Origin of the sequence: Aquimarina sediminis, from assembly GCF_002895435.1 — a bacterium.
Taxonomy (GTDB): Bacteria; Bacteroidota; Bacteroidia; order Flavobacteriales; family Flavobacteriaceae; genus Aquimarina; species Aquimarina sediminis.
This window is the reverse complement of sequence record NZ_POYJ01000005.1, coordinates 249096-275633: the sequence shown is the minus strand read 5'-3', so window position 1 is coordinate 275633 and position 26538 is coordinate 249096. Positions and strand designations below refer to the sequence as shown.

Sequence of the window (26538 nt, the reverse complement as noted above, 5' to 3'; positions counted from 1 at the left end):
ATAATTTGATTAGTATACTCAAAGTCGGGAATCTTAACATAAAATTACAGTTATGTTTTTTTGTTAAATTTTTAGCCTTACGGATTAAGTGATGAATCAACCCTATGATCTATTCAACTCAAAAGACCTTCCTGAACGTCAAAAAGACGTTCTCACCTGTCTTTTTGACGAAGTGTTTAGCGTAGTTGGTTAAAGTTTTAGGTTTATGTGTTAAAATTTTAAGAAAAGGAGTCGAATTTTTAGCTCTAAAGGCTAAAGTTTTAACTCAAAACGTTCAAAACTTCGTCTTTTTCACCAAATGGAACGTCTTTTTGACGCAACAGAGGGTCTTTTTTGACAACATCATTTCTAAATTGAATTTACATACTACTATTTCATCTATTTTACCTTAGATAAAACGTATTGTTTTCTTTTCTTAATGTACTTATGCTTTTAAAAACCCATTAGGTCGATTCGTACTTTGAGGGGTTAAACCGAGTTTTTTTGCTTCTTCTTTACTAATGGGGCTTAGTTCTTTTAAAGAAGGTAATTCTATTAATCTTACATGATTTTCGAGCTTATTTTGGTAGGTTTCATAGGCTAGTCTGTTTCCTTTTCTTTCTAGTTCTCCTCCATGGATATAAAAATCATTAACCTTTGTATCCCTTATTGAGCAAACATATATACCATGTTTTTCTTGATATATAAAGATCAAATGATTTTCATACCATTCAATTAATAGGCAAAGGCAACCAAAAACAGGATTATAGGTTTTGGGTATCCATTCAAATTTATTTTCTTTACTAATTACTCTTAGTAAATGTTTATCATTCTCACTAGACTGAAACCATGCAATATCTTTGTTATTGATCGCGATATCTTCCTGATATATAAAATGTTCATCTGTATCTATATTCCATTTTAAAATACAACTTGAATCGTCTTCGAGAGATTGTGGTTCAATCCTTGGGTTTACCCCCTCTGATTCCAATATCTTGGTTATTTTATTATAATTTGTTTTGAAACTATTGTTATAATTCACATATGTTATATTTAGTAGGTTTCCTAATTGAGACTATCATTCGGAGTAAATCTGTATCGTCATTTCACAAGCTTTATCTCTGAGCGATATTATTTTTTTGTATGATTCGCAATTATAAAAATATTCTAAAGCTTTTTTGTCTTTGTATCTAAAAACCGCCACAATATGTTTTTCTAGATTAGAGCCTCTCATTGTTTCGACATATTTTCCTCTACAGACAACTTCGACTTCTTGTTCTTTCATTAATTGAGCTGCTTTATTTATATATTCCCGAAACAAGGTTTCATCTTTAACTATTGCGGTTGAAATATTTATAATTCCCATAGAAATCTCTTTTTATGTTATTTTCATAAATTACAGGTAACACAAAAATACTTATAATAGGTGGTTTTGTAACTTTGCAAGAGCCCCATCTTCTCCAAAACACTTAATTACAATAAAATAGCGACAAAGATTTCATTTCTCGGTCGCTATTTTATTGTAAAACTACTATTTAGACTACATGAGTAAATATCTTATTTACGATTTTCCAATCATCATTAATTTTGGTTAATGATAAATAGTCATAATAATTGTACCCAAGCATGGGGACATGCAATTTTGTCATTGCTATTTTACCCATGATATCGATTCCAATAATTTTCATTTTAAAGTATTCTTTTAGATCATTGGGGCTTTTTCTATTACCAACTCCTTCAAGATAATCTTTTATACTTTTTATATAACCTACACCTTTGATATCTCCATAGATATATACATTTTCATGAAAACATGATCCCAGTTTATCTACTTGTCCCAGAAAAATACCTTCAAAATAATTGGTAATCAAATTTTGGATTTCTTCTATATCTTCTTTGTACATATTCTGTTTTTTTAAATTGTATGCCCTACGGTATGTCCACCAGCAACATTAATAGTTTCTCCTGTTACAAAATCTGAAGTTGCTAAGTAATATGCTGCTTCAGCAATTTCTTTGGCTTCTCCAATTCTATTTAGTAAATGCAATCCTGCTAAACTATCAGCATCCTTGATTCCGATTTTTTCTTGTAATGGGCTTCTTATTATTCCTGGAGCAATGGTATTCACTTTGATATTGTTTTTCCCAAATTCTGTGGCTAATTGTCTCGTTAATGTATGAATTGCTCCTTTACTGGTTAGTGGCGCGGTTGCCGGAAACCCACCTATGGCATGATCTACCAAAACAGTCCCTATATTTATTATAGAGCCACTTTGTTGCTTTATCATTTCGGGAATAACTGCTTGAGATATGAAATATGTTCCTTTTAGGTTAACATTCCAATATAAGTCTAGATCTTTTTCTTCAACGTCCAAAAAGGGTTTTGGAGAAAATACACCAGCATTATTGATTAAAACATCTACAGTGTCAAATTTTTTGAGAGCTATAGAAACCAGCTCTTGCCCTGTTTTTTGTTTGCTAATATCACCGACTAAGTAGACTACATTCGAAGGGGATCCTAATTCTTTATAAGCTTTTTTTAAGTTCTTTTCATTTGAGGAGTTCATTACTACATTACTACCCTGCGCGATAAAATGTTTGGTAATCTCTTTGCCTATTCCTGTAGAGGCCCCTGTAACAATTACGGTTTTGTTTTTCATTTTTCTTATTTTTTAGTTCCTAAATATTGTTTCCCATTTACTCCCCAATTATGAATTGGTACTTCGTCAATCACTATGTGAGTAGTTCTCGGATCTTTGTTTAAAACATCGACGACTAGTAGGGTGGCTCCTTCAATTAATTGTCTTTTTTGATCTTGTGTTACTTGTTCATCAGTAACTTTAATGTTAATGTATGGCATAACTTTTTTATTAAATTTATGATATCACAAAGTTGCCTCGAGAAGAGCGATTTACACAGGAGGTATATCACCTTTTTGAAGTGATCTAGATCACAATTAAGTAATAGGTATAGAAATATGGTTACGAGTTTAACCTACTAAGTGTTTCTCTGGAAACACCCAAGTAGGCAGCAATCATTTTTTTAGGTACTCGTTGAAACAATTTTGGATACTGGTCTAGAAGTAAATTATATTGTTCTTTGGTAGAGTTTTTGAGTAATGATAAAATTCTGTTTTGAAGTGCAATCCGTCCAATTTTACTTTTTTTAGCCCAAAAACGTTCCATTTTATGCATGGTAGCAGTAAGTTTATCTCTATCTTCAAAAGATATGTAGAGTAGTTCACTATCCTCAATGCAATCGATAAAAGTTTTGGATTTGGTCTGTTTCACAAAAGATTCATAATCGGTAATCCACCAGTTTTCCATTGCAAATTGAAGGATATGTTCTTTACCCTTTTCATCAAAAAAATAGCTTTTTAAACAACCTTTTATCACCCAATATTCTTTATCGGCGATTTCTCCTTCTTGTAATACATATTGGTGTTTGCGCTTCTTAATTGACTTGAAATAACTTAATACAAAATCGAATTCTTTATCGGTTAGCTCAATTATTTCTTCAATATGTTGTCTTAACGGGTGCTTCACCTTAAACTGTTTATAAAAGCATTGTTTCTTATGTTTGGTCTGTGACTAATTTAGTAAATAAAAAACGATAGATTAGCTGTATTTTCTTATTATTTTGAGTAAGTCAGCAGGACATTCGATCTCATAGTCTGGCTTATAACTCCAGAGTTTTGGCTCTGCTCCACTATATTTTGCAGTTATTGCAATTACTCTGCTTTTTCGATATAATTCTTTCTCTATATTTCTTGCAAATTCTACGTCTCCTTCATGGTCTCCAATATAAAAAATAGTTTTTCCTTCTGCGTTTCTAAACAATTGTTCCAAACATTTTATTCCTCCAAATGGAATTGGTTTTTGGGCATTATCAGGAATGTCATCATAGCCCACAACAGATTGAAATTTATGAATGATACTATTTTGTTCTAAAACACGACTAATGTTTTCAGAAGAATTTTGAGAACAAATTCCTTGGGGTACATCTATTTGATTTACCGTTTGTTTAATTTCGGAAAACAGCTTGACTGGGGTTTTGTCTTGAAGTTGATATGTTGACCACATTGCTCCGGCTTCGAGCATTTCGGTTTCAGACATTCCATAATAATTTATATACAAGTCCTGCCAATTTCTAGCTTTATGATTTGCTATGTGATATGATTCTTCCATTTTTAGATACTCCGGCAAATTGTCTCCTGTTAATCTTGGAGCTACTTTTGAAAGAATTTGCTTAGTAATGTTTATATTTTTGGGGACTGAATTAACTAAGGTACCATCATAATCCCAGAGAATTGCATCTATATTCATAACAATTGGTTTTGGTCTCCCTTTTCTATTACTATGTAAGTCATAATACCTGATAGGTTTGTTGTATCTTACTTTAATAATTCATTCAAGGTTCTAGAAACATATTACCTCTTGGATTAAACATATATATTATAAGAATACACAAGTCTAATCTTCTAAAATCCTCTAGAGAACATTAGAAAATTTTCCTAAATGAGTAAACTAGCCATAAACACTACGATCGCAAAAGCAGCAAAGAAAGCATCCCCATAACCTCTATTTCGTTTTAGCCACTCCTTTTTTCTTATAGTGTACTTGATACCTCCAATAGGATAATCCTCCTAAAATCGCCCAGAAAACTATAAAGTAGTACGCTTCTACAGGGGTAACCGCTCTGTCTCCACTGGCATAAGAATGCAATCCTTTTAAGTAAAAATTCACTCCAAAATAGGTCATCATAATCGAGAGTACTGCAAAAATAGACATCAGATTAAAAAACCATCTCCCTCTTAATCCCGGAACTAATCTCATATGAATTACAAAGGCGTATACCATTATGCTGATCAAGGCCCAGGTTTCTTTAGGATCCCATCCCCAATATCGTCCCCAGCTTTCATTTGCCCACATTCCTCCTAAGAAGTTACCTATGGTAAGCATTACCAACCCAATAGTCAATGACATTTCATTAATTATCGTAATTTCTTTAATGTTGAGATCCATTCGTTTCTTATTAGAACTGTTGGTCAAAATCATTAACAGAAGTGCGAGGATTCCTAAAATAGCTCCCACAAAAAATGGTCCATAACTACCAACAATAATAGAAACATGAATCAATACCCAATACGAGTCCAATACCGGTTGCAGGTTGGCAATTGCCGGATCTGTCCAGTTTTGATGTGCAAAAAATAAAATAATAGCGGCAACAAATGTGGTTGCCGCAATAGTAAGATTACTTCTCTTACCAAAAGCTAAACCTATTGCCAGAGTCATCCATGCTACATAAATCATAGACTCGTATGCATCACTCCACGGTGCATGCCCAGAAACATACCATCTAATAATTAATCCTGCTGTATGTAATATAAATAATACAATAACAAGCCCTATCGCTCCATTAATAAGCCCTCTGATAACTCTAGATTCCTTAAAAATTCTGGCAATTACAAAAACCATCATCAAAAGCCCTATAAGTCCATAGTATCTATATAATGTTCTAAAGATATCATACTTATTAAGTGCTATCTCGGCTTTTATTTTTTTATCAGTCGGCAATACTTCGCTTCCAAATTTTTTCTGAAAGCTTCTAATGCTTTCTATGTATTGATTTGGCTTACTATAATCTCCTGTTTTTCTTGCTTCTTGTAATGATTGGCGATAAATCGGAATAATCTGTCTTGTATACACAGAATCCATACCACTAAACTTATGCTCATTTAATTCTGGAACCGAAACCCATTTGTTTCCTTCATCTCCAGGAACAGGAAAAACTCTTAAGATCCCACCTCCCAAAGCTTGATTGAGCAAATAGAATTTTTCATGCGTTTTAAGAAAATCTTTTTCAAAACTACTAGGGGTGTTAGTACTACTGGCTTTTTCTAAGTATGGTGCCAGTTTATATGTTCCGTCGGCTTCTACAAGATCTATCAGGGATACTCTTCTTTCTGTTTTTGGGACTCCCAATATTTTACGTATACTATCATTCTCTCTCTGAATCTCGATAATAGGTACACTATACCATATAAATGGATTTTCTACCATAGACACAAATACCTGATCAGCATTTAACCCTTCATACGTTTCTTTTTTACTAAGCTTACGTAATAATTCAGAAGAAAATGTATTAACAGGTTTCATTCGTCCTCGCTCATCTTGAATGACTATACTTCCAAAATTAGCAGCATGCTCTTTAGGGACAACATTTGCCTGAATAACAGAATCTAATTGCGCTTTTCCCGGTAATGTCAGTAAATGTTCTGAATGACCAGAAGGTTGATCTTGTGCAAAAGAAAAAGTAGAGATAAACAACGCCAAAAATACTGTTAGTGCACTTTTCTTTTTCTTTACCTTACTTAATTTATCTTCTATTTCTTTAAAACGTGATCCTTTGGTAAACAGAATTAACATTAATCCAATATATAATAATATATATCCTGTATATGTAAGCAAAGTACCCCATCGATCATGGTTTACTGATAATACAGTTCCTTTTTCATCTGGGTCAAAAGATGCCTGAAAAAACCGATATCCCCTATGGTCCAAAACATGATTCATATATATATCATACGGGCGAGAGGTATTATCCTCTACAATATCTACTTTACTCTTAAAAGACTTATAGACATTCTGGGTACCAGGGAACTTTTCTGCAATAAAATCATTAAGTTTTAGTGCAAAAGGAAGTTCCATTTGTTTGGATCCATAACTAAAATACATATCCAAATCTCCTAAAGAGATTTTAGTCATATCGTTAATACGACCTTTTCCTCCTAATAATTTAACTTCTTTGCTTTCTCCATTCGTTGCGACATCAATAATTAAAGCATCTTCTTGCCCTTTATCCTTAACTTCTATCGGAACTACATCATATTTCCCTTTTACAACAGGCTCAGGAATTACAAATTGCATTCCCGCAGTTTGGTACAATGATCTAAGCATTAATGGCTGAAGACTATCTTTAAAAACCAAACCTTGCATTTGATCAGCCATTCTCATAAATGAGCCTTCGAAAGGAGACTCTATAAAATAATCATCATTTTTATAAGTAATGTTTATTGCTCCTTTAGTGGGTACATTAAAAGCAATTAATATATTATGGATATTAGAAACTTCACCTTCTTTAAGAAAATGATCATGACGGTTACCATCTCCAGCCTCTACAATTTTTAAATAATTCTCTCCATCTACTGTCTCAACCAATCCCATTTTTGCACCTTGGATATAGTTTTTATATGTAATACTAACGGGTTGCTTGTTATAATCAGTATCAATTGTAAAATCATTACCTGTTACTTCGGCCAACTCTAATGGTTCAGAGATAATACGGCGGCGAGGCTCTCCATTTATTTCACCATCTAAGAAAACTGTGAGATATGTTTTTTCAGAAAGAAATTTTGCCGTAGTCTCTCCTTCTCGTATTGGCATAACCCCTTCATAACTAATATAACGGGTTAGAAAAGCCCCAACTATTATCAGAATAAAAGACAAATGAAGCAATAATGTAGCCCACTTTTCTTTTTTATAGAGTCTATATCGTACAATGTTTCCGCAAAAATTTATGACAAAAAACACCATTATAGTCTCGAACCACCACGTGTTATAGACCCATATTCTGGCAGCTGTAGTGCCATGGGCATCTTCTATAAACGTTCCTATTCCCATAGCGAACGCAAAAACAATAAATAAAACTGCCATTAACCGTGTGGAGAACAAAATACTCGCTAGCTTATCCTGCATAGTAACCTTTCTTTTTTTGCTCGGCAAATTTAATGTTTTTAGCAAGATAATGTATCATGATCTCCCACTGATTTAAAGGTTTTAACAGAAGTATAAGGATATTAGATGACCCTCGTTGATTTTTTTAATAAAAAAGTTCTTTGATCATCATAATGCTTTCAAGTATTCTACCAAATCATCTTGTTCTGCACTAGTAAGTTTTAGCCCAAAATGATCATTATAATGGATTACAACATCATGGAGTGTCGCAAATCGCCCATCATGAAAAAAACCATTTGCTTCAGTTTTTACAAATGCTCCTCTTAATGGTGGAGTTCTATACATTTCTGTCGGTGATCTATTGGCTTCGAAGTCATCAATTCCTATCTCCTCGGGTGTATGAAGTACATTATCTGCAAATGCTGCACCTGAGTGACATGAAACACAATTTGCCTTGCCATCGAATAGTATTTTACCTCTGATTGCCGAATTTTTGTCATAACTATCCGAATCCGGAACTGGCGCCAATAATGACAGTTGGTATTCTTTCAAGCTTTCTAGTTTTGAATCTACCATATCTACAGGGGCACTAACATTAAAAAGACCTCTTTCTACTGCTAGAGGAAATTTTTCTGGATCGTTTAATCGTTCATCTGAGAAATTTCCTTGTCCCCCCATAACCAGAACACCTATAAACCTGTTCCAATAGGATACTTCTCCCCAACCTGTATAGGTTTCATGAGTTATTCCTTGTAATCCATAGGCTGGTGGTATGACCAAAGTTGCCAGCTCTCCATTTGGTTTTGTTACTTTTCCATCCATAAGTAAAGTTGGTGCAAATCTTCCTGGTCCCCATGCATTAACAACACTATTAAAAGTTTCTACATCAACTCCTAAAATATCTGCTAGTGGTGTATTTTTAACAAATCCCAAAATAGCTCCTACGTTGATATCTGTATTTGCCCAACCATCTTTTCTGCTTCCGATTCCTGAGGTAAAAGAATTATCTACAGTAGAATGGCATAATGCACACGTAATTCCAACAGATTTTAAGTTTTCATCCTCATCAAAACTTCCTTTTACTCCTACTACCGCATCCAAATTTAATAGCGCGACTGTTGTCATAGGATCATCCAGATCAATGCTACCGTCAGAAATTCCATCAACAACAGCTTGTGGTAACACCTCTGCATCCACTTTTAGTCCAATAGTTAAGGCTGTTGAAGGGGATAAACCTGGTCCAAACCCACCATTTACTTCTCCGAGAATAGCCATATCAAGTTCTAGCAAATCTGTCCATTGTGCCTCACTCCCAAAAGTATCGTGTCTAAAAACGTCTTTTCCTTGATTAACCAGATCGGGATCCAGATCTAGTTCGATTGCAGGAGGTATAATTAACTCTGTCGGTATGGGTATCAAATCATCATCTTTACATTGTGTAAAGAGCAAACTCAAACAAGCTAATACAAGAATAAATTGTGCTTTTCTTAGTTTCATAACATTATTTTTTGTGGTTTTAAAAAAAATTAAAATCAATCTCTTGGATATTAATTCATATCAAAGCATTAATAAGCTTTAGATAAAAACATCAAAAAAAGGTTACAAGATTTTATGTTTTTTTAAACTTTACTCATTTATGTTCTTTATTCTCATTTATGTTTTTGTACTCAATGAGGGTCAACAAAAAAAATGTATTATTCTACTATTTAAGGGAACTTCCTTATTTTTGCCAAATGATCAAAATTGTAATTCTTGGCGCCGGAAATGTAGCCAAACATTTATATACTGCCTTTTGTAACAATAAATCGGCAGAAGTAGTTCAGTGCTATAATCGTAAAGGCTTGCAGTTGTCCTCTGATCAAAAAGAGAATACCATTATAAAAGATCTGAGTTCTATTAAAGAAGCTGATATTTATATTCTGGCAGTAAGCGATGACGCTATTAGTGAAGTTTCTGCTTTATTACCTTTTAGGAATAGACTAGTCGTTCATACGTCTGGAAGTGTTCCTATGGACACTATCGATAATGCTCACCGAAAAGGGGTGTTTTATCCTTTACAAACGTTTAGTAAAGACAAAAGTGTAGACTTTAGCAAAGTTCCTTTTTGTTTGGAAGCAGTAAATACATCAGATTTAAAAATTTTAAAAAACCTAGCATCTACACTTTCGGAAAAAACATACGATATATCATCAGAACAACGAAATATACTACATGTTTCGGCTGTATTTGTAAATAATTTTACGAACTATCTATTTTCTGTAGGAAATGATATCTGTAAAGAGCATAAGATTCCTTTTGAGATTTTACATCCTTTGATTCTAGAAACGGCTGAAAAAGCCACTAAAATAAACCCTGATCTTGCGCAAACAGGTCCGGCAATACGTAATGACAGTGAAACCATAAAAAGGCATTCGAAAATAGTAACGAATCCTTTGCAACAAGAAATTTACCTAACCCTTACCAAAGCAATACAATCTAAATATGGAAAAAAGTTATAAAGAATACCTACACCACATCACCACTTTTATTTTTGATGTCGACGGTGTATTAACTGATGGAACCGTTATTATAAATACAGATGGTCAATTATTGAGAACAATGAATATTAAGGATGGTTATGCACTCAAAGCTGCGGTTGATCAAGGCTATAATGTATGTATTATCTCTGGTGGTAAAAATGAAGGGGTTCGTCAACGACTAAAAGGATTAGGAATAACCGACATATATCTTGGGGCACATCATAAAACAGAGCAATTAAATGAATACCTTAATGCACGTAATTTAAAAACTGAGAATGTTTTATATATGGGGGATGATATACCTGATTTGCCAGTAATGGAAATGATTGGGCTACCTACCTGCCCTCAGGATGCTGTAGCCGAAATCAAAGAAGTCTCTAAATATGTATCGTTTAAGAAAGGTGGTAAAGGATGTGTAAGAGATGTTATAGAACAGGTTCTAAAAGTTCAAGGAAAATGGATCTCAAATTTTGATGCAAAAGCATAATAATTAATGAAACTAGTATTTGCTACCAACAATCCGAACAAGTTAAAAGAAGTTCAGGCTTTGATGCCACAACATATCCAATTGATATCTCTTGCTGATATCGGATGTACCGAAGATATTCCCGAAACCTCTCCTTCCATTGAAGGCAATGCCGAACAAAAAGCTAGATATATCAAAGATCATTATGGATATGATTGTTTTGCTGATGACACTGGTCTTGAAGTTGAAGCCTTGGACAACGCTCCTGGTGTATATTCTGCCAGATATGCAGGAAAAGAAAAAAATGCCAATGCTAACATGGAGAAGTTGTTAATGGAGCTAAAGGATAAAGAAAATCGCAATGCACAATTTAAAACTGTTATTGCTTTAATTTTGGACGATGAGTTAAAAACATTTACAGGAATATGTTCTGGTAAGATTACCACAAAAAAAAGAGGCGAAGGAGGTTTTGGATATGATCCCATTTTTTTACCCAGTGGGTATACCGAAACATTTGCAGAGCTTCCTTTATCAGAAAAAAACAAGATAGGTCATCGTGGAAAAGCTATACAACAATTAATTGAAGATTTTTCTAACGAATCATTCAACCCCAGGAAAAGCTAACATCTCTCCCATTCCAACTGTAAACAACCAGTTGCCATAAATGGCATGCTCTATTGAAACTAAAATGGTTGACTTTGTCTTTTGATAGGTATAGGCAAATAATAAACCTCCTACAAAAGTTAACAACTGTACCAAAAAGCTACCCAAAAAAAGATGTGCTAAAGAAAATAGTATTGCATTAATAAAAATAAACAACCACTTATTGGACACTAACCCTTTGTATCGTTCAAAAAAGAAGGCTCTATAAATAATCTCCTGTGGCCAAACTGATAAAAATGTATATACCAAAAGTATGATACCCCATAATTCTGGTCTTTTTAGCATAACCAAAAACAACTTATCTGGAGCAATCAAGAAGACATATAATCCAGTTATCATCATTATAATGGCAAGTTTTATTACGATCTCCCTCCAAAAAGGACTCCAATGTTCTTTATTAGGAAGTCTAAGCTTTAAAAGACCTTTTCGTTTTAAAAAAACTAATATATATATGAAACCTATAGCAGTGGGTACAACTTTAAAAAGAAAATGAGAATCCAATAAGAAACTTACCGGAAGTACAATAAAAAGTAAGAATAATTCAAAACCTTTATACAAATTAGTCTGCATCAAAATAGTTTTTGACTAATTTCTGTATAAAAAATGAAATAAATGTTATTAAAAACTTTCTTAACACAAAAAAAGCCTCTAGGGAGTGAGGCTTATCAAGTTTAGGGCGAAATAAATTCTGGGTAAAACGCTAATTTAATTCAAGGGGCTAATCAATATTTTTAGTATTTATATTATTTTATTTCTATACTATAAAAGTATATAGTTCTTCCAAAAATATTACAAAAATAAGATACCAAAAAAACATAAATATCGATTAAAAACCAAAATAATCGATAAAGTGCATTAAGTGATTCTTTTACATTTTAAAAAAATCAAAAAGCCTCTGGGGTTTGAGGCTTATGAATGTAATTAGGTTGATAAATAGGGGTAATTTCGGGGTAATTATTTTCAAATGGGACAAAAAAAGTTGTATTAACAATTACAATTTTTCTCTTACTTTGCTTGACACTTCGAAAGTATGACCTTTTGCAGAAATTATGATAACATTAACAAAAAAGAAAAAACAAATTATCGACTAAATGCAAATAAATACGATTAAAAGCGTAACCAGTATACGGTTTTAACCTCTACCTCTTCAATTTTTTCCTAAAAACAATTAAACTCAATCGAGACATTGCATAATTTTTATTAATATCGTAACATTACATCCATTAAATTTCGAATTCAGCATATGCAAAGTCAAAACATCACACCTACTACCCCCCAAAAAGAAGAAATTATTGAAAATAAAGAATTAAACATTTGGGAAGCACTGATACCTATTTTGGTTCTGGTTGGGATGTTGTTTTATAACGTTACGTATGCTTTTGGTGATGACGCATTAAGCGGTAGTAATCAATTTATTTTACTTCTAGGCGCTGCGGTTGCCGCTATTGTTGGCTTTTTTAATAAAGTATCATACAAACGAATGATGGAAGAAGTAGCTAAAAACGTAAAATCTACTACTGGAGCCCTGCTTATATTGTTAATGGTAGGTTCTCTTGCAGGAACATGGTTGGTTAGCGGTATTATCCCAACAATGATATATTATGGTTTACAGATTCTTAATCCTACGATATTCTTAGCTGCATGTGTAATTATCTGTGCAATTATATCAATCGCTACAGGTAGTTCGTGGACTACTTCGGCTACAGTAGGTATTGCACTGATAGGAATTGGTGACACTCTTGGGATTTCATTAGGAATGACCGCTGGTGCAGTAATATCAGGTGCATATTTTGGGGATAAAATGTCTCCTTTATCGGATACCACAAATCTTGCTCCTGCGATGGCTGGTGGTGATTTGTTTGATCATATTAAATATATGACTTACACCACTGTACCAACGATAACAGTTACGCTAATATTTTTTATTATAGTAGGTTTCTCGATTGATACATCGGGAACACCAGAGATTAGCGAACAATTAAATGCCATTGATAGTGCTTTTAACATCTCTCCTTGGCTGTTTATCGTTCCTGTACTGGTCATTGGGCTAATTGTAAAAAAGACTCCTCCTCTAATTGCTTTATTAGCAGGAACCTTATTTGGTGCGATTGCTGCTATTATTGCGCAACCTGAAATTCTAATGCAAATTGCAGGAAGTAAAGAACTTAATTTTAATTCTGCATATATAGGAGTTATGAAAGCTATGACGGTTGATACCGCAGTAGAAACTACAAGTACAGAACTTAATGATTTATTCTCTGCTGGAGGTATGTCTGGAATGCTTAAAACAATCTGGCTAATTGTATGTGCAATGGTTTTTGGCGGTGTTATGGATGCCATAGGTGCTTTATCGAGAATAAGTAGTGCTTTATTGAATTTGTTTGATTCTGTTTTTGGGCTTTTTGCCAGTACAGTTATAAGCTGTCTTGCATTAAATGTAACGGCTTCAGATCAGTATCTAGCTATTGTGGTACCAGGAAGAATGTATGCCAAAGCTTTTAAAGACAAAGGGCTGGCACCAGAAAACCTAAGTCGTACGCTTGAAGATTCTGGAACAGTAACCTCTGTTTTAGTGCCATGGAACACCTGTGGCGCATATCAAAGTGGTGTACTAGGCGTGCCTGTTGCTGATTATTTCTTTTTTGCTGTTTTCAACTGGTTAAGCCCGTTTATGACGTTACTTTTTGCTGCTTTCAGAATAAAAATAAAACAGTTAGCCAAAAGCTAACAACTATCAAACAACATATAAAAAAAGCACATTGTTCTCAATGTGTTTTTTTTATTTCCATATGTTTCATAAAGCATGTTCACTCAGAATAAATTCGAAATAGAAAACAATAAAAACTTAGTAAACAACACATTACACATCATAACCTTAGCTCATTTAGACCTAATAAAATTCGAATATCGCATCAAAAAACCCTCTTTTATAGAATAGTTTTCAGTTTTTAACAAAAAAACTAAGAATACGATTTGTTAAACATATGTCTTTATAGATTTTTGAAATCTTAACATAAACTTAATATTATGAAAACAATTCAAAAAACTATTCGTATTAAAATGGTTCTAATCATTCTTGGAATGGCAACTTTTTTAAATTCTTGTTCTAAAGAAAAAGTTTCTGAAGAACTATCAACAGAAATTCCTTCTACAGATATTAGTGCTGCACAAGCCGTTCCTAATAGCTATATTATTGTTTTTAAAGAGGATGAAAAGTTAAAAAAGAACAAACAAAAAGTAACCCAAAAAGCATCTGGTATTTTATCCAAATACAAAATTTCTTCGGATAAAATGAAATTTGTTTACGAAACTGCGATACAGGGATTTAACGTTGATGGTATTTCTACAAAAGAAGTAGAGCTACTTAAAAAAGATCCTAACATTCTTGCTGTAGAACCAAATTACATTGAGAAGTTAGACGTTACTGTAGAGCAAGGAGTAATGCCTACCGTTACAACAGGAAACGACTCTAATAAAGCTGCGGCTACCACTGGTTATTATGAAACCGGAGGAGATTATGTAGACTGGGGGGTTGTAAGAGTTGGAGGATACACCTACTCTACCGGAAAAACGGCATGGGTTCTGGATAGTGGTGTATATGCTCATCCTGATCTTAACATCGATTATAATCGTAGCACTACTTTTGTAGATAACAATTGGGGAGACAGAAATGGTCATGGTACTCATGTGGCAGGAACTATTGGTGCGATGCACAATGGAGATGGTGTTGTTGGAGTTGCCCCAGGAGCTACAATTGTAGCAGTAAAAGTATTAAGTGATGGTGGATCAGGAACACAAGCACAAATCATTGCAGGAATCAATTATGTTGCTAATAATGCTAGTTATGGTGATGTATGGAACTATAGCATAGGGTTTAGTAATAGAACAATTAGTGTGGCTTACGAAACTGCTTTCAGAAACTTAGCAAAAACAACATTTGGAGCCATGGCTGCAGGTAATAATAATGATGATGTACAATATTACTCACCACAAAGAGCATATATCAAAGGATGTTGGGTAGTTGGAAACATGACCAATACAGATACTGCTGCAGGTGGTTCTAGCTATGGAGATAATGTACATGCATGGGCTCCGGGAACAGGGATCTGGTCTTGTGGTATAGGTGGTAATGAATTTGCCCAAAAATCTGGTACTTCAATGGCTTCTCCTCATTTGGCAGGTATATTACTTGTTAATGGAACTGGTAAGATTTTTACTGATGGTACTGTTAGTAAAGGAGGATATTCTGCTCCAATAGGAGTTGCAAAAAAATAAAAAACTCTAGTGACATTTTTATTTGAGAAATTAGTTAATTGTAAATAAGCAAACTTGTTTGTTTGTGTATTCTGTAAAAGGCTGTTTAAAGTTTTAAACAGCCTTTTCTCTTCATTACTTACAGCATATGATAAATTTATCTTTTCAATTTACTATTCTATATTTTGTACACAACAAAAATTTATATGATATAGAGGTGAGCCGATTTATCACTTCGTCGAAGAACAGAATCTACTCATTAATAGCACAATAGATTTTTTATCAAGTACTTAGGTTTCCATATTAAAAGGCTGCATGAAAATTTCATACAGCCCTTCCTTATTTGCCACCAAAAACGGGTAAATCCAAACTAAACTAACTAATTTTTTACCATTGTAGGGTTAACTACCAGGCTAGAAATCATTTTTACTTTTTTTGATACAGTAGCATAATTTGGTGAAAATTGGATAACCTGATCCGCAATTTCTTCAAAATCCTGTTCTGTACCATTCCCTTCAACAGTAAAACAATATTCTATTGCATCGTATCCTACAGGAGAAGTTTCATTTATCCCCAAAAACCCTTGTAAATCTAAAGTTGATTTTATCTCTAAAGAAACTCGTTCTAATTCGATTCCTTTTATTGAAGCCATAGCTACAAAAGTTACCATCATACAGCCCGAAAGTCCACCCAACAAATAGTCCTGGGGTGTTGGAGAAGAATGCGCTCCTAATAGTTGTTCTGGCTCATCAATAATAAAAGAAAAGCTATGAGGTATCTTTTCATCTCCAAGTTGTAATGCATTGGTTTCAACCCCAACTTTTGTTCCTCCTAACCAGGTCGCTTTAATACCTCCAGAATACATTCCATTCTTAGGATTCTGTTCAACTGAATTTTTATACTTCCCTAAAGCCTCTAAATTAATTCCGTTAATCATAATTTTTAAAGTTTTAATTGTTAATGTATTTAATTTAAGTATCCGTGATCTACTAATTGTTGCTGTACTTCCATATATGTATCTGCATATAATTTATCTACTTCGCTTCGGGATAAGAAAGAACTAGAGAATCCTGGTTTTTCAGGATCTATCATTAGTTTTACAGATTGCATAAAGTGTTGTATTAATTCTTTTGGATTTTCATTACCTACTGATACTCTCATTGTTGTTTTATGGATACCTGCTTCTAGAAGTGCATCCTTACCTAACTCAGAATGAGATGTAAATGCGGGGCACAAAAGTGTAGTATTAATCTGCCCTAAACTTACCTGAAGACCAAATGCAGGGGCTAACGTATCAAAGAACATTTTAAATGACTTATCCGATACTTTTGCTTTTTCAAAATCAATAGTGAATAAAGGCGAAGCTAATTGATACTTACTAATTTTCTTCATAATACCATGATTATGATTGTTTTCTAGTGCGTTACAGTGTACTGTAATACCTGGGTTAGAGTCGAAAAACTTAGCGAGCACCAAAGTGTTTACACATTTTTGAACCATTCTCATGCTTAATGTTTTCATACCCGACAACACCTCGAATGCAGTATCAGAATCTAAGAAAGCACCTTTAATGTAGTATACGTTCCAGAATAAAGTTTCATCCCATTTTATCCCATCTACCTCGTCTCCTTTTGGCAAGAACATTAGATTATTTTTACCGATAACACCTCCTGCTATTGCATTACCTGATCCGGTAATATCTTTGGTATAGCTATGAAATAAGAAATCTGGTCTACATTCTTCATCTTCATGTTGTAAAGGCTTTATTAAAAATGGTGTAGACACAGTACCATCCAACATTACTGTTGCTCCATTTTGCTTAGAAACTTTACAAATAGCGGGTACATCCAGCATATAACCGTGTGGGTTACAAGGGGATTCCATATAGACATGCAATTTGTTACCAGAAGAAAGAATATCCTTATAATCCTCTTTTGCTTTTTCTAATACTGGCTTAAAATCTTCAATAGCATATCCATCAAACCAAACCACATTAATCGCAAACTTATTCTTTTTAGCAAAATAATCTTCGATTAACTGATAAACTCCTCCGTAGATATTTCTAGAAAGTATAAGAACATCTCCATGGTTTAATACATTACTTAATAACGCATCCACAGCCGCCATACCGCTATTAAAATTCCATGCAGTATACTCATCTGCATATTTACCTGCTTCTATATGCACCATATGAGTAGCCAGGGCCATAGAGGTAGGGTTCAACAATCTAGAGTATATATGGTGTATTGATTCCTTGCCATTAAAAGCATCATCAACCCATTCTGTACAAGAGTAATCGTATGTAGAAGTACGTGCGATTACTGGAGTTGCAGAAAACAAGGCTGCAATATTATTAAACAAAGGGTGAGGTCCTTTGGCTTGTAAAGATTCGTCTGATTGCCCTAAAGACTGATAAGTTTTACTTAGCGGGTTTTGTAATGTTTCTAATACTTTTGCTATCTGAAAGGATAAAAAACGTTTAGCATTAAAGTACGCTACTTTTTCTCCCTGATCTAATTTTGCAATTGTATTATTGGTTATTTCCTGTAATTTAGAAATATCTGATTGTGCATGGTAAATATCCATAGCGGCACCTTTCAGGGCTTCTCCATAGGCGCTATCAACATCTATTTGAAAATGTTCTAACTGCTCGATCGCCAATTCTTCTATAGTTGTGCTTGCTGTAGATTTTCTCCTAGGTGATAACACCTTAGCCATATCCATGTTTCCATTTTTTGTTATGGCTTCATCCGATAATGTCTCTACGTTTTCAATACTATTCATATCTATTATTTATTTAAAGATTAAAACATGCAATTTTAGTTGTGGTCATTTCCCGCATAGCAGATTTTACGCCCTCCCGCCCAATACCACTTTGTTTAATTCCTCCAAAAGGCATCATATCAATTCGGTAATCAGAAGAATCATTAACCATAACTCCACCACACTGCAATTGGTTAACTGCCTTGAATGCTGCTTCAATCGAATTTGTAAAAATTCCTGCATGTAATCCGTAAGGAGAATCATTACTCGCTTTAATACCTTCTTCTAATGAGCTAATCCTGGAAATTGTTGCTACAGGTCCAAAGATTTCTTGTTTGCCATTTAATGGGTGGTCATGGCTCCCTTCTATGAGTGTTGCTTCAAAAGCGTTACCTACCTGTTTTCCTCCACATAAAACCTGGTAACCAGATTTTTTTAAATCAGAAATAGAGTTCTTTATAACATTAATTGCCTCTTGAGTAATAATAGGTCCCATATCTGTTGTAGCATCACCAGGATCTCCTAGTTGTACTGATTTAGCAAGAGTAACTACTTTTTCTTTGAACCTATCATAGATCGCATCATGAACATACATACGTTTTACACCTACACAGTTTTGACCTGCTGCCCATATCATACCTCCTATGCAGTTTTCTGCAACGGTATCTATATCAACATCATCCATGACTATTACCGGAGAGCTCGAACCAAGTTCCATTACTACCTTTTTAATTCCAGCAGCTTTTATGATTGCCTCTCCGGATTTTGTCCCCCCTGTAAAACTTACCATGTTAACACGCGAGTCTGTAATTAATGCATTTCCAAAATTACTTACCGGTCCGGTTATGATATTTAGAATATGATAAGGTAAACCCGCCTCTAGAAACAACTCACCTAGTTTTATTGCAGAAATTGGAGTGAAGTCTGACGGTTTAAGTATAACTGCATTACCCGAGGCTATTGCAGGTCCTAATTTATGAGCCACCAAATTAAGAGGATCATTAAACGGTATAATTGCAGTAATAATACCTATTGGGTCGTGTACATAATATCCTGTTCTCGAAGCGGCTCCGGCAAATGCGCTAAAAGGCACAGTTTCTCCCATAAGTCTTTTAGCCTCTTCACTACAAAGAGTTAATGTATTGATACATCTGTCTACTTCTTTGGCAGCTTCAACTTTGGTTTTAACTCCTTCGTTTACTATAATTTGAGTAAATTCTTCTTTCCTTTCTTTTAAGAAAACGACTACTCTGGCAATAATTTCACTTCTATCATAAGGTGATAGATTTCTTGAAATCTCTTTTCCTAACTCTGCTGATTTTAAAGCCTTCTGTACATGATCTGCATCAGCACAAGAAACGGCATACACCTCTTTTCCTGAATATGGATTTAATACCGATAATTTTGTTGAGCTTTCTACCCAATTTTCTCCAATCAACATTTTCATGGTATCAATCTTATCTAAAGTGCTTATCATACCTCAACTATTTTTAATTATATACAATACATCTGAGAATACAGAGTAACCAGTTTCAAGCTTACCAGCTCCTGGTCCTGTAACCATAAGTTTTCCTAAATATGCCGTAGAGACTTCTATTGCATTAGTAACACCTCCAATATTTGATAGTGCATCTTTGTTATCCAAAGCTTCTGGCCGTACTCTTGCTTCTATAGCTTTTCCAGTTTTTGTTAAGCTACCTACAAGGCGAATATTTTTCCCTTCTTTTTTTGCAGTATCAAGCTGTTCTTTAGAAATAGTATCTATACCTTCAGTAGGTATGTTATCTAATCCCAGATCAACACCAAAAACTTTATGAGACAGTATAGCTACTTTTCCTCTTGCATCATATCCCTTAACATCATTAGTAGGGTCTGCTTCTGCATATCCTTTTTCCTGAGCAACTCCTAACGCGTTTTCAAAAGAGTCTCCCTGAGACATTTTTGATAGTATATAATTACTTGTACCATTAAGAATTCCTCGTATACTTACGATATCATCTCCGGCAAGGCATTCTTCAATTAATGAAAATGTAGGAGTACCACTTAATACAGTGCCTTCATATCGTAGCATCACCTGATTATCATTTGCTAACTTATTTAGCTCTGTATAATGCAATGCAACCGGTCCTTTATTTGTAGTAACCACATGTTTACGCTTTGTAAGAGCATCTTTGACAAAAGTATATGCAGGATCTCCTGTTACATAATCACTATATGTTGCCTCTACAATAAGGTCTATACTATCTATTTCAGAAAGAGTGTCTCCTTCATTTAATGAAGTATCACTTATCTTTTCCCCATTATTTAGTTTATCTAAAAGTTCACTAATATTTATCCCCTGGGGATTATATATGTTTCCTCTTGCAATATCTTTGACAGCTACGACCTTGATATCACTTCCAAATTTTTGAGTAATCCAATCAGTTTTTTGTTCCAGAATTTCCAAAAAACCTCTACTTACGGTACCTAGCCCTATTATACCTATATTCATTTTTGAATTTAATTTTATAGTTCACGAACAAAATTCACTATATTCACAAATTATATGAATTATATTCATATTAAATTTTAGTAAAAACGAAATAAATTCTAAATAGATAGTAAATATGAAGTTAGACCAGAAGGATATTCAGATTTTGAACTTATTACAAAATAATGCTCGGCTTTCAAATAAAGAGGTAGCTGCAGAGCTAGATATTGCCCCCTCTACTTGTCATGAACGATTAAAAAGATTAACTAGAGAAGGGTTTTTTAAAGCTTTTAATGCTGATCTTAATTTAAAAAAACTAGGAATCAATGTACAAGTAATAGTAGCTGTACGTTTAAAAAAACATGAAAGAGAAATTATAAATTCTTTTATCAAAAGAATACGAACCCTTAAGGGAGTTATTAAGTTTTATCATATGGCAGGAGATACTGACTTTATGATTCACATTGGAGTAAAAGATTCTGATGATCTTAGATCTTTTATTCTTGATAAATTAGCAAACTTTAGTTACATAGACCATATAGAAACGGCTATGATTTTTTATGATGAATGCGTATGCAATCTTTCTATTTTTGAATCTGGAAGTTAAAAACAGTTAGCCCAAAAAGTACTATTGGTCAACTATAGGAATTGGATTTTTATCATTATCAATCGCTACAAATTTAAAATGCCCTGAGACTGCAATTTCTCGATCATCGCAATACATATCTTCCTTATAGATATCTACTTTTACAATACAACTAGTTCTTCCGACCTCAGTAACTTTTGCTATAAGTTCAATTATTGTACCCTCGGGTATAGGTTTCCCAAAATCAATTTTATCCGTAGAAATCGTTACTACTTTTTTTCTACTAAAACGGGTTGCGCATATAAAGGAAACTTCATCCATAAGTTGCAGGGCAGTTCCTCCAAACAAGGTGCCATAATGATTTGTTGTATTTGGAAATACAGCCTTAAATATCTTGGTTTCTGATTTTTTAATTAATTCCTCTATAGTATTCATACAATCGTAGTATAGTTTTTTCTTATCTTTTTACCTGTCAAAGGTAAATGTTATCGTATTATCTTTGTCACAAATAAAAGAAATCAATGGATATTATAGAAAGTTTACGTTGGCGATATGCCACTAAAAAGTTTGACTCTGAAAAAATACTTCCGAAAGAAAAAATAAATACACTCACAGAAGCATTTAATCTTACGGCAACTTCCTATGGTTTGCAACCTCTAAAGCTAATTGTCATAAAAGACAAAAAATTACAAAATGAACTTACCCAACATTCCTGGAATCAACAACAAGTTGCAGATGCCTCCCATGTCTTGGTCTTCTGTACTGAAATGACAATAGGAGAAGATTATATTGAAAAACACTTTGATAATATAAAAACCACAAGAAATACTCCCGAAGAAATATTGAATCCTTTTAAAGAACAACTTGTCAATTCTTTCTCCAATAAATCATCTGAAGAAGTATCCAACTGGGCTGCCAAACAAGCATATTTAGCTATGGGTAATCTACTGACTGTCTGTGCAATTGAAGAAATAGACGCTTGTCCTATGGAAGGATTTATTCCTGAAAAATATGATGAAATCCTTAAGCTTAGTGATTTAGGATTAAAATCAATTTTGGTACTTCCTGTTGGTTACAGAGCTAATGACGATATGTTTTCTGAGTTCAAAAAGGTAAGACGTTCTATTTCTGATACCATTATAACAATCTAAATTTTAAACTAATAAAACATAGTAAGCTCTGTGAAGCCTACCGAGCATCAAAATATTCTTAAAAATTCTAAATCATCGGTTATAAAGTCAGAACTCTTTTCGGTATTTTTGCCTAAGAAGATTACTAACCTAACACTATAGTTATGCCAGGATTTGAGTTATTTGGAGCCGAAGAACAAAAAGAAGTTCAAGATGTTTTGGACAATGGAGTTTTAATGCGTTATGGATTTGATCCTATGAGAAAAGGTCATCACAAAGCATTAGAATTAGAGAGAGATTTGGCAGATAGAATGCAATCCAAGTATGCACAAGTGGTATCTAGCGGTACAGCTGCCTTAACAGTTGCTTTAGCCTCTGCTGGCATTGGATCTGGAGATGAAGTAATTATGCCTACATTTACTTTTGTAGCTAGTTTTGAAGCTATATTATCTGTTGGTGCTATTCCGATTTTATGTGATATCGATGACACTCTTACTTTAGATCCCAGAGCTGTTAAAGAATGTATTACGGACAAAACAAAAGCAGTTATGCCTGTACATATGTGTGGATCAATGGCTGACCTAAGTGCATTAAAAAACATCTGTGATACACATAATCTTGTTTTATTAGAGGATGCTTGCCAGGCTATTGGAGCTACCTATGCAGGAAAACCACTAGGAAGCTATGGTGACCTTGGCTGTTTTTCTTTTGATTATGTAAAGACTGTTACTTGTGGTGAAGGTGGAGGAATAATTACTAATTCTGAGATCTATGCTGATCGTGCTCACAAATACCAAGATCACGGGCATGACCATATTGGGTCAGATCGTGGAGCAGAAACACATCCTTTTTTAGGATATAATTATAGATTATCAGAGCTACATGCTGCAGTTGGAATTGCGCAGTTAAGAAAACTAGATGATGTACTAGCAATTCAAGAAAAAAATTACTCTATTCTTCGCAATGCTTTGTCTAATATTCCTGAAGTTACTTTTAGAAAAGTACCAGATACAGGAATAGAAAGTTATGCTTTCTTATCTATATTCTTGCCTACTGAGGATTTAGCCCGAAATACGCATAAGGCTTTGGGAGCCCATGGTGTAGATGCTTGCTTTTATTGGTATGATAACAATTGGCATTATTACAAAAAATGGGATCATCTGATAGCACAGAAATCCTTAAGTAAACTTTCACAAGAAATACAAACAGGTCTCCAACAAAACAATAGATCTTTTGATCCTAGTGATGTATGGATGGGTCGTACTATCTCTTGTCTAATCAAACTTAATTGGACTGAAGAAGAGGTAACTGAAAGAGCTTCAAAAATGGTTGAAGCAATCAAAAGTGTCTTAACAAAAAGTAAAAGTGTGCTATAAAAAAGCTATTGATTATTAATATCTAACATATTCGACAATTTCTAGCCCGTATCCGATCATTCCAACACGTTTTTGTTGCTCTGAGTTAGAAACTAGTCGTAATTTATGGATATTAATATCATGCAAAATCTGGGCACCAATACCAAAATCCTTGGTGTCCATGATAATCTTAGGTGCTTTTACAACTTCTTTTCCTTTTTGGATCTCTTTTAACGCACTCAAACGCCCCAAAAGATTAAGAGATTGGCTCTCTTGATTAACAAAGATTATGGCTCCTTTACCTTCTGTATTAATACGTTTAAACATAGCATCCAAACGCTTATCCGCATTATTAGTCAAAGTACCTAAAATATCATTGTTAAATAATGTGGAGTTAATTCTGGTTAGTACGGGCTCATTTTCGTTCCAGGTACCTAAAGTCAAGGCAATATGGATCTGATTATTTGTAGTTTGTTTATATGCTCTAAGCCTATAATTTCCAAAACGGGTAGCAATATCAAAATCTTCTTTTTTCTCGATTAGAGAATCGTGTTGCATACGATAAGCTACCAAATCTTCTATTGAAATCAACTTAAGATCAAATTTCTTTGCTACCTCTACTAATTGAGGTAAACGTGCCATTGTACCATCTTCATTTAATATCTCCACCAAAATACCAGCTGGTTTTAATCCTGCAAGCCTTGCTAGGTCAACAGCAGCCTCTGTATGCCCAGTTCGTCTTAACACTCCTCCATTTTTTGCTCTAAGCGGAAAAATATGTCCTGGTCGTCCTAAATCATGAGGTTTGGTATCTTCCTGAACCAAAGCCTTTATAGTTTTGGCTCTATCATGAACAGATATTCCTGTCGTACACCCGTGACCAATTAAATCTACAGAAACGGTAAACTGGGTTTCATGCAAAACTGTATTGTTTTGAACCATCATATCCAAGTTTAGCTCCTCACAACGATCAATTGTAAGCGGCGCGCAAATTAATCCTCGACCATGAGTAGCCATAAAATTAATCATTTCTGGAGTTACCTTCTCTGCAGCCGCAATAAAATCTCCTTCGTTTTCACGATCTTCATCATCCACCACAATAATTACCTTTCCTTGCCGAATATCTTCAATGGCTTCCTGAATGGTATTCAGTTTGATTTTATTTTTAGATTGGGTAATTTGTGACATAATTATACGCTTAAATTGTTACTGGCAAAGATATTTAAAAAGAAATCTATTTTTTAGATTTAGAAGATCGTTTTACAAATAATTTCTTCAAAGGTTGAATAAATGAATCCAAATTAAAGATCCCTTGGTCTGTAGTTGCTCTATAGGTTAAAAATATACTCAATGGGAATATGATAGCTGTAGAAAGCCATGATCCGACAAATGGAGGAATCCCTCCTTCTTCTGCCCCATTTTTCGCAAAAATACCTATAAAATGATATGTCAAAAACAATACTACGCCGATAACTATTGGTAAACCTAAGCCACCTTTGCGTATGATTGCTCCTAACGGTGCTCCAACAAAAAATAATAAAATACAGGAGATTCCTAAAGCGTACTTATCATGTAACGACATCTCATACTTATTAAGAGCTCTTTTCTTAAAGGTTAGATTTTTTTCTGTTGTCGTTAGTTTTCTTATTACCGCATCTACATTAGAAGAGGCGATTTGATAAATTTGTACTTTTTTTGCCAAATCAAAGTACTCGGTAACCACCAAAGAGTCCTTACCTATTTTCTGGATAGTATCTATCTTTATATTTTTATTTAACCCTTCAAACCCTATTCTTCTATCTATCTCAAACCTCATGTTTTTCATATCATCATTAACTTGATTAGACAATGTATCTATCTCATCCTTGAGTCCGTTAACATTAAGCATATTATATCCTCTGCTATACTGTTGGGCATCCATATCTACATTATCCAAAGATGATAAATCTATATTAAGAACATATTTCTCAAAATGTGTTTTGGCAAAGGGTAGTTTTTTTCTTTTTTTAGGAGATTTCTGTTGGATTTCATCATAATAATTACCGTCATTGAGAATTAAGGTAACCAAATCAGAATTAACATTCCCCTCTAATTTCCCGTCAATAGCTTTAATAACAGTGAAATTACCAGGTCTAGCTCCCTTTTTGTGAATGATAATATCCCTAAGAAACTCATCATTATCTCCGTACTTTTCAGCTACTTTGATATTTATATCTCCCAGATCGTTAAACTGATTTGGAGTAATAACCATAGCTGGTTTTACCTTAACTATATTTTTGCGAAGATTAATAAAGCGTTTTTCTGATGATGGAATCACTGTATTTGAAAATAAAAATGCTCCGATACCTACGAAAAAAATAAAAACCGCAAGAGTTCTCATTGCTCTTTGCAATGATATTCCGGAAGATTTCATAGCTGCAAATTCATAGTTTTCGGCAAAGTTTCCAAAAATCATTATTGAAGTTAGCAAAATCGTTAAAGGCAAAACCATAGGTATTAACCTGGGCGTTGCAAAAGTTAGAAACTTTAGGATTACTGAAAAATCTAGATCCTTCCCTGCTAATTCTGAAATAAATAACCAGATTGTTTGTAATAAAAGGATAAACATTATTATTATA

The 26538-nt window shown here is 33.9% G+C and carries 25 protein-coding genes; 8 read left to right on the top strand and 17 right to left on the bottom strand.

Annotation, left to right across the window (positions count from 1 at the left end):
• Positions 1 to 424: 424 nt before the first annotated feature.
• The 9 genes from C1X07_RS13775 to C1X07_RS13735 form a co-directional block, all read right to left on the bottom strand.
• On the bottom strand, positions 425 to 1021 hold the full coding sequence (locus C1X07_RS13775; RefSeq protein ID WP_103070604.1) for a hypothetical protein: 597 nt from the start codon (positions 1019 to 1021) through the stop codon (positions 425 to 427).
• A gap of 36 nt (positions 1022 to 1057) precedes the next feature.
• Positions 1058 to 1345, bottom strand: coding sequence for a DUF1330 domain-containing protein (locus tag C1X07_RS13770; protein ID WP_103070603.1), 288 nt, complete (start codon positions 1343 to 1345; stop codon positions 1058 to 1060).
• A 169-nt stretch (positions 1346 to 1514) separates the two neighbouring features.
• On the bottom strand, positions 1515 to 1883 hold the full coding sequence (locus C1X07_RS13765; RefSeq protein ID WP_103070602.1) for a nuclear transport factor 2 family protein: 369 nt from the start codon (positions 1881 to 1883) through the stop codon (positions 1515 to 1517).
• Between the two features lie 11 nt (positions 1884 to 1894).
• On the bottom strand, positions 1895 to 2638 hold the full coding sequence (locus tag C1X07_RS13760; protein ID WP_103070601.1) for an SDR family NAD(P)-dependent oxidoreductase: 744 nt from the start codon (positions 2636 to 2638) through the stop codon (positions 1895 to 1897).
• Positions 2639 to 2643: 5 nt separating this feature from the next.
• A complete protein-coding gene (locus C1X07_RS13755; protein WP_103070600.1) occupies positions 2644 to 2838 on the bottom strand; it encodes a tautomerase family protein in 195 nt (64 codons plus the stop codon).
• A 121-nt stretch (positions 2839 to 2959) separates the two neighbouring features.
• Positions 2960 to 3523, bottom strand: a complete 564-nt coding sequence (locus C1X07_RS13750) for a Crp/Fnr family transcriptional regulator (protein WP_103070599.1) — start codon at positions 3521 to 3523, stop codon at positions 2960 to 2962.
• Positions 3524 to 3595: 72 nt separating this feature from the next.
• Positions 3596 to 4303, bottom strand: a complete 708-nt coding sequence (locus C1X07_RS13745) for an HAD family hydrolase (protein ID WP_103070598.1) — start codon at positions 4301 to 4303, stop codon at positions 3596 to 3598.
• A 255-nt stretch (positions 4304 to 4558) separates the two neighbouring features.
• Positions 4559 to 7735: a cytochrome c biogenesis protein CcsA gene (gene ccsA / locus C1X07_RS13740; protein ID WP_103070597.1), complete on the bottom strand. Its 3177-nt coding sequence runs from the start codon at positions 7733 to 7735 to the stop codon at positions 4559 to 4561.
• Between the two features lie 147 nt (positions 7736 to 7882).
• On the bottom strand, positions 7883 to 9211 hold the full coding sequence (locus tag C1X07_RS13735; protein ID WP_206604242.1) for a hypothetical protein: 1329 nt from the start codon (positions 9209 to 9211) through the stop codon (positions 7883 to 7885).
• 236 nt (positions 9212 to 9447) lie between these two features.
• Here C1X07_RS13735 and C1X07_RS13730 point away from each other — a divergent pair, with 236 nt between their 5' ends.
• The 3 genes from C1X07_RS13730 to C1X07_RS13720 are packed head-to-tail and all read left to right on the top strand — an operon-like array spanning position 9448 to position 11323.
• Positions 9448 to 10212: a Rossmann-like and DUF2520 domain-containing protein gene (locus C1X07_RS13730; protein WP_103070596.1), complete on the top strand. Its 765-nt coding sequence runs from the start codon at positions 9448 to 9450 to the stop codon at positions 10210 to 10212.
• Positions 10196 to 10720 (top strand): KdsC family phosphatase, encoded by a 525-nt coding sequence (locus tag C1X07_RS13725; protein WP_103070595.1) that lies wholly within the window; start codon positions 10196 to 10198, stop codon positions 10718 to 10720. The genes C1X07_RS13730 and C1X07_RS13725 overlap by 17 nt, the downstream gene beginning before the upstream one ends.
• A gap of 6 nt (positions 10721 to 10726) precedes the next feature.
• A complete protein-coding gene (locus tag C1X07_RS13720; protein ID WP_103070594.1) occupies positions 10727 to 11323 on the top strand; it encodes a non-canonical purine NTP diphosphatase in 597 nt (198 codons plus the stop codon).
• Here C1X07_RS13720 and C1X07_RS13715 read toward each other — a convergent pair.
• Positions 11300 to 11932, bottom strand: coding sequence for a CPBP family intramembrane glutamic endopeptidase (locus tag C1X07_RS13715; RefSeq protein ID WP_103070593.1), 633 nt, complete (start codon positions 11930 to 11932; stop codon positions 11300 to 11302). The two genes, C1X07_RS13720 and C1X07_RS13715, sit on opposite strands and share 24 nt — an antisense overlap.
• Positions 11933 to 12605: 673 nt before the next feature.
• Here C1X07_RS13715 and nhaC point away from each other — a divergent pair.
• Both nhaC and C1X07_RS13705 read left to right on the top strand, forming a co-directional pair.
• Complete coding sequence (nhaC, locus tag C1X07_RS13710) at positions 12606 to 14090, top strand: Na+/H+ antiporter NhaC (protein WP_103070592.1); 1485 nt, start codon at positions 12606 to 12608, stop codon at positions 14088 to 14090.
• Between the two features lie 299 nt (positions 14091 to 14389).
• Positions 14390 to 15637, top strand: a complete 1248-nt coding sequence (locus C1X07_RS13705; protein ID WP_103070591.1) for a S8 family serine peptidase — start codon at positions 14390 to 14392, stop codon at positions 15635 to 15637.
• Between the two features lie 358 nt (positions 15638 to 15995).
• Here C1X07_RS13705 and C1X07_RS13700 read toward each other — a convergent pair whose 3' ends face one another.
• The 4 genes from C1X07_RS13700 to C1X07_RS13685 are packed head-to-tail and all read right to left on the bottom strand — an operon-like array spanning position 15996 to position 20870.
• Complete coding sequence (locus C1X07_RS13700; protein WP_103070590.1) at positions 15996 to 16553, bottom strand: OsmC family protein; 558 nt, start codon at positions 16551 to 16553, stop codon at positions 15996 to 15998.
• Positions 16554 to 16582: 29 nt separating this feature from the next.
• Positions 16583 to 18400, bottom strand: coding sequence for an aminotransferase class I/II-fold pyridoxal phosphate-dependent enzyme (locus tag C1X07_RS13695; protein WP_206604241.1), 1818 nt, complete (start codon positions 18398 to 18400; stop codon positions 16583 to 16585).
• Positions 18401 to 18413: 13 nt separating this feature from the next.
• Complete coding sequence (locus tag C1X07_RS13690) at positions 18414 to 19856, bottom strand: aldehyde dehydrogenase family protein (RefSeq protein WP_103070589.1); 1443 nt, start codon at positions 19854 to 19856, stop codon at positions 18414 to 18416.
• A 3-nt stretch (positions 19857 to 19859) separates the two neighbouring features.
• A complete protein-coding gene (locus C1X07_RS13685) occupies positions 19860 to 20870 on the bottom strand; it encodes a homoserine dehydrogenase (protein WP_103070588.1) in 1011 nt (336 codons plus the stop codon).
• Between the two features lie 115 nt (positions 20871 to 20985).
• Between C1X07_RS13685 and C1X07_RS13680 the strand changes: the two genes are divergently transcribed.
• Entirely contained in the window at positions 20986 to 21456 is a 471-nt protein-coding gene (locus tag C1X07_RS13680; RefSeq protein ID WP_103070587.1) for an Lrp/AsnC family transcriptional regulator, read from the top strand.
• Positions 21457 to 21477: 21 nt separating this feature from the next.
• Here C1X07_RS13680 and C1X07_RS13675 read toward each other — a convergent pair whose 3' ends face one another.
• Positions 21478 to 21870 carry an acyl-CoA thioesterase gene (locus tag C1X07_RS13675; RefSeq protein ID WP_103070586.1) on the bottom strand — a complete coding sequence of 131 codons (393 nt, stop codon included), beginning with the start codon at positions 21868 to 21870 and terminating at the stop codon, positions 21478 to 21480.
• Positions 21871 to 21956: 86 nt separating this feature from the next.
• Between C1X07_RS13675 and C1X07_RS13670 the strand changes: the two genes are divergently transcribed.
• Positions 21957 to 22586, top strand: coding sequence for an NAD(P)H-dependent oxidoreductase (locus C1X07_RS13670; RefSeq protein ID WP_103070585.1), 630 nt, complete (start codon positions 21957 to 21959; stop codon positions 22584 to 22586).
• Positions 22587 to 22729: 143 nt separating this feature from the next.
• The gene (locus tag C1X07_RS13665) at positions 22730 to 23941 is read left to right on the top strand and encodes a DegT/DnrJ/EryC1/StrS family aminotransferase (RefSeq protein WP_103070584.1); all 1212 of its coding nucleotides are present in this window, start codon (positions 22730 to 22732) and stop codon (positions 23939 to 23941) included.
• 15 nt (positions 23942 to 23956) lie between these two features.
• Here C1X07_RS13665 and ribB read toward each other — a convergent pair whose 3' ends face one another.
• The gene (gene ribB / locus C1X07_RS13660; protein WP_103070583.1) at positions 23957 to 25108 is read right to left on the bottom strand and encodes a 3,4-dihydroxy-2-butanone-4-phosphate synthase; all 1152 of its coding nucleotides are present in this window, start codon (positions 25106 to 25108) and stop codon (positions 23957 to 23959) included.
• Between the two features lie 46 nt (positions 25109 to 25154).
• Positions 25155 to 26528, bottom strand: a complete 1374-nt coding sequence (locus tag C1X07_RS13655) for an LptF/LptG family permease (protein ID WP_241507258.1) — start codon at positions 26526 to 26528, stop codon at positions 25155 to 25157.
• Positions 26529 to 26538 lie beyond the last annotated feature (10 nt).